Annotated in this window: 10 protein-coding genes; all 10 read right to left on the bottom strand. The window is 64.0% G+C overall.

Going from position 1 to position 9,052, the window contains the following annotated elements; genetic code table 11:
* Positions 1 to 1,313: MFS transporter (locus tag VK804_RS08535; protein WP_325369864.1), on the bottom strand; the 1,313-nt coding region annotated here is incomplete at its 3' end.
* A gap of 245 nt (positions 1,314 to 1,558) precedes the next feature.
* A complete protein-coding gene (locus tag VK804_RS08530) occupies positions 1,559 to 2,140 on the bottom strand; it encodes a cysteine hydrolase family protein (protein ID WP_325369862.1) in 582 nt (193 codons plus the stop codon).
* 179 nt (positions 2,141 to 2,319) lie between these two features.
* The gene (locus VK804_RS08525; protein WP_325369870.1) at positions 2,320 to 3,081 is read right to left on the bottom strand and encodes an SURF1 family protein; all 762 of its coding nucleotides are present in this window, start codon (positions 3,079 to 3,081) and stop codon (positions 2,320 to 2,322) included.
* Positions 3,081 to 3,494 carry a DUF983 domain-containing protein gene (locus tag VK804_RS08520; protein ID WP_325369860.1) on the bottom strand — a complete coding sequence of 138 codons (414 nt, stop codon included), beginning with the start codon at positions 3,492 to 3,494 and terminating at the stop codon, positions 3,081 to 3,083. The genes VK804_RS08525 and VK804_RS08520 overlap by 1 nt, the downstream gene beginning before the upstream one ends.
* Before the next feature lie 212 nt (positions 3,495 to 3,706).
* On the bottom strand, positions 3,707 to 4,564 hold the full coding sequence (locus VK804_RS08515; RefSeq protein ID WP_325369858.1) for a cytochrome c oxidase subunit 3: 858 nt from the start codon (positions 4,562 to 4,564) through the stop codon (positions 3,707 to 3,709).
* 95 nt (positions 4,565 to 4,659) lie between these two features.
* On the bottom strand, positions 4,660 to 5,283 hold the full coding sequence (locus VK804_RS08510) for a cytochrome c oxidase assembly protein (protein ID WP_325369855.1): 624 nt from the start codon (positions 5,281 to 5,283) through the stop codon (positions 4,660 to 4,662).
* Positions 5,284 to 5,296: 13 nt separating this feature from the next.
* Complete coding sequence (locus VK804_RS08505) at positions 5,297 to 5,461, bottom strand: CoxF protein (RefSeq protein ID WP_325369853.1); 165 nt, start codon at positions 5,459 to 5,461, stop codon at positions 5,297 to 5,299.
* 18 nt (positions 5,462 to 5,479) lie between these two features.
* The gene (locus VK804_RS08500) at positions 5,480 to 6,418 is read right to left on the bottom strand and encodes a heme o synthase (protein ID WP_325369868.1); all 939 of its coding nucleotides are present in this window, start codon (positions 6,416 to 6,418) and stop codon (positions 5,480 to 5,482) included.
* A 174-nt stretch (positions 6,419 to 6,592) separates the two neighbouring features.
* Positions 6,593 to 8,218 carry a cytochrome c oxidase subunit I gene (gene ctaD / locus VK804_RS08495; RefSeq protein ID WP_325369851.1) on the bottom strand — a complete coding sequence of 542 codons (1,626 nt, stop codon included), beginning with the start codon at positions 8,216 to 8,218 and terminating at the stop codon, positions 6,593 to 6,595.
* A gap of 84 nt (positions 8,219 to 8,302) precedes the next feature.
* Entirely contained in the window at positions 8,303 to 9,049 is a 747-nt protein-coding gene (gene coxB, locus VK804_RS08490) for a cytochrome c oxidase subunit II (protein ID WP_325369866.1), read from the bottom strand.
* Positions 9,050 to 9,052 lie beyond the last annotated feature (3 nt).

The raw sequence follows: 9,052 nt of genomic DNA, 5'->3' as shown, positions 1-9,052 counted from the left end.
ATCAGGCCGAACACGCCCTTGGTGCCCGCATTCTGCAGGAAGAAGGCGATGATGAAGCTCGCAAACACCGCGCTGATCCGGCTCAGCGAGTAGGTGAATCCGACCGCGCGGGCGCGGATCCGGGAGGGGAACAACTCGCTCTGGTAGCCGTGGAACGAGTAGGACAATACGTTGTTCGAGAGCGTGATCAGCACGCCGAACAGGATCAACAGCGACATCTCGTGCTGGTACGCGAACAGCATGCCGAACACGCCGATGCAGCAGGCCGCCCCGACCAATTGCCATTTTCGCTCGAACCTGTCGGCAAAGCTCATCGCCAGCAGCGGACCGAAGGGGTTGGCGATGGCGATGATGAAGGAATAGAGCAGGCTGGCGCCGAGATTGATGCCGGTCTGCTGGGCGATCAGCGTCGGTACCCAGGCCGCAAAACCGTAGAAGCCGAAAGTCTGGAAGAACTGGAAGATCATCAGCATGATGGTGCGGCCGCGATAGCGCGGCTCGAAGGCCTCGGCCAGGCGGCCGACCGGCTGAAAATCCTCCACCGCATGGATTCCCGGCGCCGGCAAGGGCTTGCCGCCGAGGTCGGCAACGACCTTGGCCTCGATCGAGGCGGTGATCGCGTCGGCCTCGTCGAGCCGTCCCTGGTTGATCAGCCAGCGCGGGCTTTCCGGGATGCCGCGGCGGATGAACCAGACCGACAGCGCGCCGGTTGAGCCGATCGCGACCACCCAGCGCCAGCCTTCAATCCCGAACGGGCTGATCGGCACCAGCATGTAGGCGACGAACGCGACCACGGGCACGATCGAGAACTGGACGGCCTGGTTGAAGGCGAAGGCGCGGCCGCGCATCGATTTCGGCACCAGCTCCGAAAGATAGGTGTCGATCGTCACCAGTTCCACGCCGATGCCGATGCCGGCGATCAGCCGCCACAGGCAGACGCCGAAGCCTGTGTCCTGGAACGCCATCACCAGCGTCGCCGCGCTGTACCACAGCATCGAATAGGTGAAGATCGTTCGCCGTCCGTATCTGTCGGCGGCATAGCCGAACACGAAGGTGCCGATGAAGAGGCCGGTGAAGGTCGCGGCCACGAACAGCGCCGGGCCGGTGAAGATGCTGACCGATACGCCGGTGAGCAGACCTGCCTTCATCAGGCCGGGAATGACGTAGGCGGTCATGAACAGATCGTAGAGTTCGAACATGCCGCCCAGCGACAGCGTCGCGATCAGCAGCCACACATGCCGCGTCCCCGGGAGCCGGTCGAGGCGTGCGAGAATGGCGGCCGCGCGCGATTGACCGGATGCGTCCATCGTCATCTTGATTCCTCCCTGAATTTTTTTCGACCGCCGCCCGCAAGGCCGACCGGTCTATTGTCCCGGCAAGCATGCCCTGTTTTTTCACATTCCAGTAGGGGGGCTGCGCGGATATTGTCTTCGCCCTTTGGCTAGGACGCGCATCTCGCGGCCGCACGGTGATCGGCGAAGTGAAGGGAAGCGGAATTGCTGCAGCGCAGGAGGGTTGATCCCGCACTCGGTTCAAAGGTGCCTTGCGGGATCGGTCTTCAGGCGTCCCGCCTTAGCGCCGCGATCGCCTCGGACGCCGACACGATGCGGGCGAATTCGCTGTTCAGATTCGAAAGCGTCATGGCGTGGATTTCCTCGGCGGAATGGGCGTCGCCATCCGGGCCTGTGCGATCGAAGGTCCAGGTGGCGTCGCGCACCAGACGCGCATCGAAGCCGAGATTGCCGGCCATCCGCGTCGTCGTCTCCACGCAGTGATTGGTGGTCGCGCCGCAGATCACCAACGTCTGGATGGCTTTGTCGCGCAGTCGCCGTTCCAGGTCGGTGCCGATGAAGGCGCTGTTCACTTTCTTGACGATCACGGGCTCGCCGCTGATCTCGCGGGCCTCGTCCTTGACCGCAAAGCCCGTGCTATCAGGCAAGAACGAGGAGCCGGGACGCGTGCCCTGATGGCGGATGTGGAAGATCGGCAGCCCGCGAGTTCTGAATGCCGCCAGGAGATCGACGATCCGCGCCACGGCCTGCGGATTGTTGCGCCGCTTTCCCGCAGCCTCCCATTCATCGAAGGCGCGCTGCACGTCAATGACAATGAGGGCGGGGTCAGGCGAAGGAGGGCTGCTCATGGCGCGAAATCCAGGCAAGCGAAACGGCATCCAGATGTGCCATGCGCGCGGCAGATTCGAAACGCCTTTTTTGCCTCGTTTCCGGACGCAGTCTGTAGGGTGGGCAAAGCGAAAGCGTGCCCACCATCTTCGCTTGCGTCAGCAATGGTGGGCACGGCGCAAATGCGCCTTTGCCCACCCTACCCAATCGGGCCGCGCCGCTGCGCCCTCACCCACACGGCGAACGCAATCACCACCGCGCCCGCCAGCGTGAACCAGGTGATGGCGTATTGCATGTGATCATCCTTGAGACGGACCTCGAGCGGGCCGGGTTTCGGGATGCCGCTGGAAGGCACCGGCGCCTCCAGATCGATGTAGAACGGCGCGACTTCGCCCCAGCCGAGCGCATGCGCCATCGAAAGATGATCGCGGGTGAACCACAGCCGTTTTGTCGGGTTTTCCGCCGGCGTCAGCACGCCGGCCGCTTCCGGGAAGCGGATATAGCCGGTCAGCGCGACCGCCTCGCCGGTGACGAGCGGTTTGACGGCGCGATCCTGTCGCGCGCGATCCTGCATGGTGTTCGGCACGAAGCCGGCGTTGATCGCGACGCTCTCGCCGCTCGGAAGCCGCGCCGGCAGGAAAGCCCAGGTGCCGGGGCCGGAAACATCCGCGCGCACCGCGGAGCCGGAGCTGTAGACCATGGCGTCCGGACCGGGTTCATAGGTCGCGTCAAATCGGACGCGGCGGAATTCGTCCTTGGCCGGCGTCAACGTCGCCCATTGCGCGGATGGCGGCAGCGGCGAAGGCTCGGCGGCGAGCCGCTCGTCGAGCGCTGCGATCAGCGCGTGCTTCTCGACCCGGCGCTGCAATTGCCAGACCCCGAGGCCGACAAACAGCGCCACCATCGCCAACGTGAAAACGCCAAAGCCATTGACGCCGCGCCGTCGTGCCGTCGTCGCCATCATTTCGGCTCGCGATCGATCAGCCGGCCGGGCGCGGCCTTGTGATGGAATTGCAGCGCGATCAGAAGCGACTTCATCGCGCGCAGCGGCAACAGCGTGGTGGCAAGAATCAGCGGCACCCACAGCACGGCGTGAACCCACAGCGGCGGCTGGTATTTGACTTCGACGATCAGCGCGCAGGCCACCACGATGGCGCCGGCCAGCATGATGATGAAGACCGCCGGCCCGTCGCCGGTGTCGATGAAGGTGTAATCCAGCTCGCAGGCCTCGCAACGCGGCCGCAGATCCAGGAAGCCTTTGTAGAGCTTGCCCCTGCCGCAGCGCGGGCATCGGCAGGCAAGCCCGCGCAGCGCACTCTCGGTCAGTGTGGGTGAGGGCTGGTCCGGCACGCGCTCTCCTTTCCCTGTTGTCATGGGGACGGGGCAACAATTGATGACTCGTGTCCCGGACGCGGTGCAGCGCTCTTCGCGCTGCTCCGCAGAGCCGGGACCCAGATCTTATTGTGCCGCATGGGCCCCGGATCAGCAGCGCACCACGCCGCACGTGCGGCGCGCTGCGCAGCATCCGGGGCACCAAGCAAAAGGGCGGCCCTTTCGGCCGCCCCTTGTAGCACAATCGCTTCTGATCAATGCGCGCCGTGGGCCATGGTTTCGGCGCCGTGGCCCCAGACATAGATGCAGATGAACAGGAACAGCCAGACCACGTCGACGAAATGCCAGTACCAGGCGGCGAATTCGAAGCCGAGATGCTGGGTCGGCGAGAACTGCCCGAGATAGGCGCGGATCAGGCAGACGGTCAGGAAGATCGAGCCGACCAGCACATGGAAGCCGTGGAAGCCGGTCGCCATGAAGAAGGTGGCGCCGTAGATGTTGCCGGCGAACGAGAACGCCGCATGGCTGTATTCATAGGCCTGCACGCAGGTGAAGGAGACGCCGAGCAGGATCGTGAGAATCAGGCCATATTTCAGGCCCTTGCGGTCGTTTTCCAAGAGCGCGTGGTGCGCCCAGGTCACCGTGGTGCCGGAGGTGAGCAGCAGCAGCGTATTGAGCAGCGGCAGATGGAAGGGATCGAAGGTTTCGATGCCCTTGGGCGGCCAGACGCCGCCGAACAGCGCGTCGCGGGTGGCGTGGACGGGATCGCCGGGAAACAGCGCCGAATTGAAGAAGGCCCAGAACCAGGCGACGAAGAACATCACCTCCGAGGCAATGAACAGGATCATGCCGTAGCGGTGGCTGATCTGCACCACGCGGGTATGATCGCCCTTGAACTCCGCCTCGCGGATCACATCCGTCCACCAGCTCGCCATGGTGTAGAGCACGCCGATGGTGCCGATGCCGAACACGATCGGCGCCGCGCCGTACATGTGATGCATCCAGCTGATCGCGCCGACCGCCATGATGAAGGCCGACACCGCGCCGACGATCGGCCACGGCGAGGGATCGACGAGGTGGTAGTCGTGATGCTTGACTTGCGCCGTAGCCATTTTCGCTCTCTCCGTTGGCGGTGCCCATTGGGCACGTCTTCGTCTCAAAAATCAAATCCCAGGATATCGACGAGCCTGGGTCTCAGAGGTTTCCCTTACAGGTTTCCTTTGGGCTTGTCGGGCTCGGTCGCGGCCACGGGCTTCGGCGCCGGGTCGCGGACGGGGTAGAAGGTATAGGACAGCGTGATGGTGTTGAGCCCGTCATTGTCGCTGTCCTTGACGATCGAGGGATCGACATAGAACACCACCGGCATCTCGCGCTTTTCGCCGGGACCCATGGTCTGCTCGGTGAAGCAGAAGCAGTTGATCTTCTCGAAATACGCGCCCACCGTCAGCGGCGCCACGTTATAGGCGGCCTGGCCGGTGGTGGTCCGCGCCGACTGGTTGGTGACATTATAATAGACGGTGACGACCTGGCCGATCTTGATATTGATTTCGGTCTGCTCGGGCTCGAATTTCCAGGGCAGCCCGCCCGCGACATTGGAATCGAAGCGGATCGCGATTCTGCGCTCCAGCGGGGCGGCGGACGGCGCTGACGTTGCGACCTGGGTGGTGCCGTTGAAACCGGTGGCGCGGCAGAACCAGTTGTAGAACGGCACCGCCGCATAGGACGCGCCGACCATCAGCACCACCACCAAGCCGCAGATCGCGGCCACCAGCGCGTCGCGGCCGAGGCGCGGTGCTGATGGTGTTGGCTTCGGGGCAGGTTCCATATCCATCACATCATTTCAATCATAGCGGCCGGTTCAGCACGGCCGGCCCCTTGACGAGGGTGACCGCGAAAAACAGCACGACGAGGACGCCGAGCGCGAGCGCAATGGCGATCGAACGCTGACGGCGGCTTTTCTTCTGCGCCTCGGTGAGGACGATTCCATCTGGCCGGCGTTTGTCATCCATAGTGTCGTCATGCGCCCCCTACCAGATCGACGGCGCGATGGCACGCGCCACCACTTCGAGCAGCAAGGTCGCGAACAAGGCGAACAGGTACAGAATCGAGAACGCGAACAATTTTCGCGTGGCGCGCAACGCCAGGGTGCCCTCGCGGCGGCGATAGACGTTGACCGCGAGCGCCAGCATCACGGCACCAAGAACGAGCGAGGTCACGCCGTAGACGGCGTCGAAATAACCGAGCGGCCAGGGCGCTGCAGCGACCGCGACCAGCACGATGGTGTAGAGCAGGATCTGCAGCCGCGTCGCATCGGGGCCGGCGACCACGGGCAGCATCGGCACGCCGGCGCGGGCGTAATCGTCGGAACGAAACAGCGCCAGCGCCCAGAAATGCGGCGGGGTCCAGAAGAAGATGATCAGGAACAACAGCCACGGCTCGACCGACAGCGAACCGGTCGCGGCGGCCCATGCCACGACCGGCGGCAGCGCGCCGGCGGCGCCGCCGATTACGATGTTCTGCGCGGTCCAGCGCTTCAGCATCATGGTGTAGATCACGACATAGAAGAAGATCGTGAACGCCAGCAGGCCGCCGGCGATCCAGTTGACGAGGATGCCGAGCGTCATCACGGAGAAGAACGCAAGCGTCATGCCGAAGGCCAGCGCCTCCGGCCGGGTGACGCGGCCGCGCGGGATCGGACGGTTGGCGGTGCGCGTCATCAGAGCGTCGATGTCGCCCTCGAGCGCCATGTTGAGCGCGCCCGAGGCGCCGGCGCCGACCGCGATGCAAAGCAGCGAGGTGAAGGCCAGCACCGGGTGGACATGGCCCGGCGCGATCATCAGGCCGACCAGCGCAGTGAAGATCACCAGCGACATCACCCGCGGCTTCAGCAGCGCGATGTAGTCGCCGACATCGGCCTCGGAAATCCGGGGGCCGAGTTCGATGGCGTTGTGATCGACAACCGACACGTTCTGCTCATCCACTCCTGATCCCCGTCTCGTGCGACGGAGAACTTGAACCTCTGTCCGTCACTCTGAGGTGCGAGCCTTGCGGTGCACCTGCACCGCTGGGCGAGCCTCGAAGAGCGACGGTCTTTTGTCCTTCGAGGCCCGCGCTTGCGCGCGGGCACCTCAGGACGACGGCTACTGCACGCGCGGCAGCACTTCGAACTGGTGGAACGGCGGCGGCGACGGCAGCGTCCATTCCAGCGTGGTGGCGCCCGCGCCCCATGGATTGGCGCCGGCCGGCTGCTTGCGCGCGAAGGCGTCGATCAGGCCCCAGAGGAAGATCAGGACGCCGAAGCCGGAGATGTAGGAGCCGATCGAGGACACCAGATTCCAGCCCGCGAAGGCGTCGGGATAGTCGACATAGCGGCGCGGCATGCCGGAGAGACCGAGGAAGTGCTGCGGGAAGAACACCAGATTGACGCCGACGAAGGTGAACCAGAAGTGCAACTTCCCGATCGTCTCATTGTACATGTAGCCCGACATTTTCGGGAACCAGTAGTACCAGCCGGCGAAGATGCCAAACACCGCGCCGAGCGACAGCACGTAGTGGAAGTGCGCGACCACGTAATAGGTATCCTGCAGCACCCGGTCGACGCCGGCATTGGCCAGCACGACGCCGGTGACGCCGCCGACCGTGAACAGGAAGATGAAACCGACCGCCCACAGCATCGGCGTCTTGAACTCGATCGAGCCGCCCCACATGGTGGCGATCCAGGAGAAGATCTTCACCCCAGTCGGCACCGCGATCACCATGGTGGCGGCGACGAAATAGGCCTGCGTCGCCGACGACATGCCGACCGTGTACATGTGGTGCGCCCACACGACAAAGCCGATGCCGCCGATCGCGACCATCGCATAGGCCATGCCGAGATAGCCGAACACCGGCTTCTTCGAGAAGGTCGAGACGACCTGGCTGACCATGCCGAAGGCCGGCAGGATCAGGATGTAGACTTCGGGGTGGCCGAAGAACCAGAACAGATGCTGGAACAGCACTGGATCGCCGCCGCCTTCGGCGGAGAAGAAGGTGGTGCCGAAATTGCGGTCGGTGAGCAGCATGGTGATGGCGCCGGCCAGCACCGGCAGCGACAGCAGCAACAGGAACACCGTGACCAGGATCGACCACACGAACAGCGGCATCTTGTGTAGCGTCATGCCCGGCGCGCGCATGTTGAAGATCGTGGTGATGAAGTTGATGGCGCCGAGAATCGACGACGCGCCGGCCAGATGGATCGACAGGATGGCGAAATCGACCGCCGGTCCGGGATGACCCGAGGTCGACAGCGGTGCGTACAGCGTCCAGCCCGCGCCGACGCCGTTGGCGCCCGGCTCACCTTCGAAGAAGGTCGAGGCCAGCAGCAGCGCGAAGGAGGCCGGCAGCAGCCAGAACGAGATGTTGTTCATGCGCGGGAACGCCATGTCGGGCGCGCCGATCATCAGCGGCACGAACCAGTTGCCGAAGCCGCCGATCATCGCCGGCATCACCATGAAGAAGATCATGATCAGGCCGTGCGAGGTCACGAACACGTTGTAGGTATGAGTGTTGTGGAAGATCTGCACGCCCGGATACATCAGCTCGGCGCGGATCGCGATCGACATCGCCGCGCCGATGATGCCGGCGATGATCGCGAACACCAGGTACATCGTGCCGATGTCCTTGTGGTTCGTCGAATAGACGAAACGCCGCCATCCGGTCGGATGGTCGTGCGCGTGATCGTCATGGGCGTGATCGCTGTGAGCCGGTGTCGCTGCGGAAGTTGCCATTTTCAGATCCTGCCTTGCAGTACTTTCGTGGACCTCGCGGTCCCTATCGCCCTTGTCCCGTCGATTGCGCTCAAGCCCCTGGGCTTACTGCGCGGCCGCGCCCACCGAGGCGAACGAGGTCGCCGGGTTGGACGCAAATTTCTTCTTCGCGGCCTCGACCCATTCCGAGAATTCCTGATCGCTCACCACCCGCACCGCGATCGGCATGAAGGCGTGGTCCTTGCCGCACAGTTCGGAGCACTGGCCGTAGAACATGCCGGTCTTGGTGGCCTTGAACCAGGTCTCGTTGAGGCGGCCGGGGATGGCGTCGATCTTGATGCCGAACGCCGGCATCGCGAAGGAGTGGATCACGTCAGCGCCGGTGGTCTGGACCCGGACGATCTTGTTCACCGGCACCACCATCTCGTTATCGACGCCGAGCAGGCGGGGCATCTTGTCCGGCGCCAGCAGCGAATCGAATTCGAACTTGCCGTTATCCGGATAGGCGTAGCTCCAGTACCACTGCTTGCCGGTGGCCTTGACGGTGAGGTCGGCCTTGGGAATGTCGAGTTCCTCGAACAGCAGCCGGAACGACGGCACCGCGATGCCGACCAGGATCAGCACCGGGATCAGCGTCCAGGCGACTTCGATCAGGGTGTTGTGAGTGGTCTTGGAGGGGACCGGGTTGGCCTTGGCGTTGAACTTCACAACGACGATGACCAGAAGCGCCAGGACGAACAGCGTGATGACGGTGATCAGCACCAGCAGGAAATTGTGAAACCAGACGATGTTCTCCATCACCGGGGTGGCCGCTTCCTGCAGTCTCATTTCCCACGGCGCCGGCTGTCCCAATGC

Source organism: Bradyrhizobium sp., assembly GCF_035484855.1.
Classification (GTDB): Bacteria; Pseudomonadota; Alphaproteobacteria; order Rhizobiales; family Xanthobacteraceae; genus Bradyrhizobium.
Note: the sequence above shows the minus strand (reverse complement) of the source record. Positions and strands in the feature narration are given on the sequence as shown.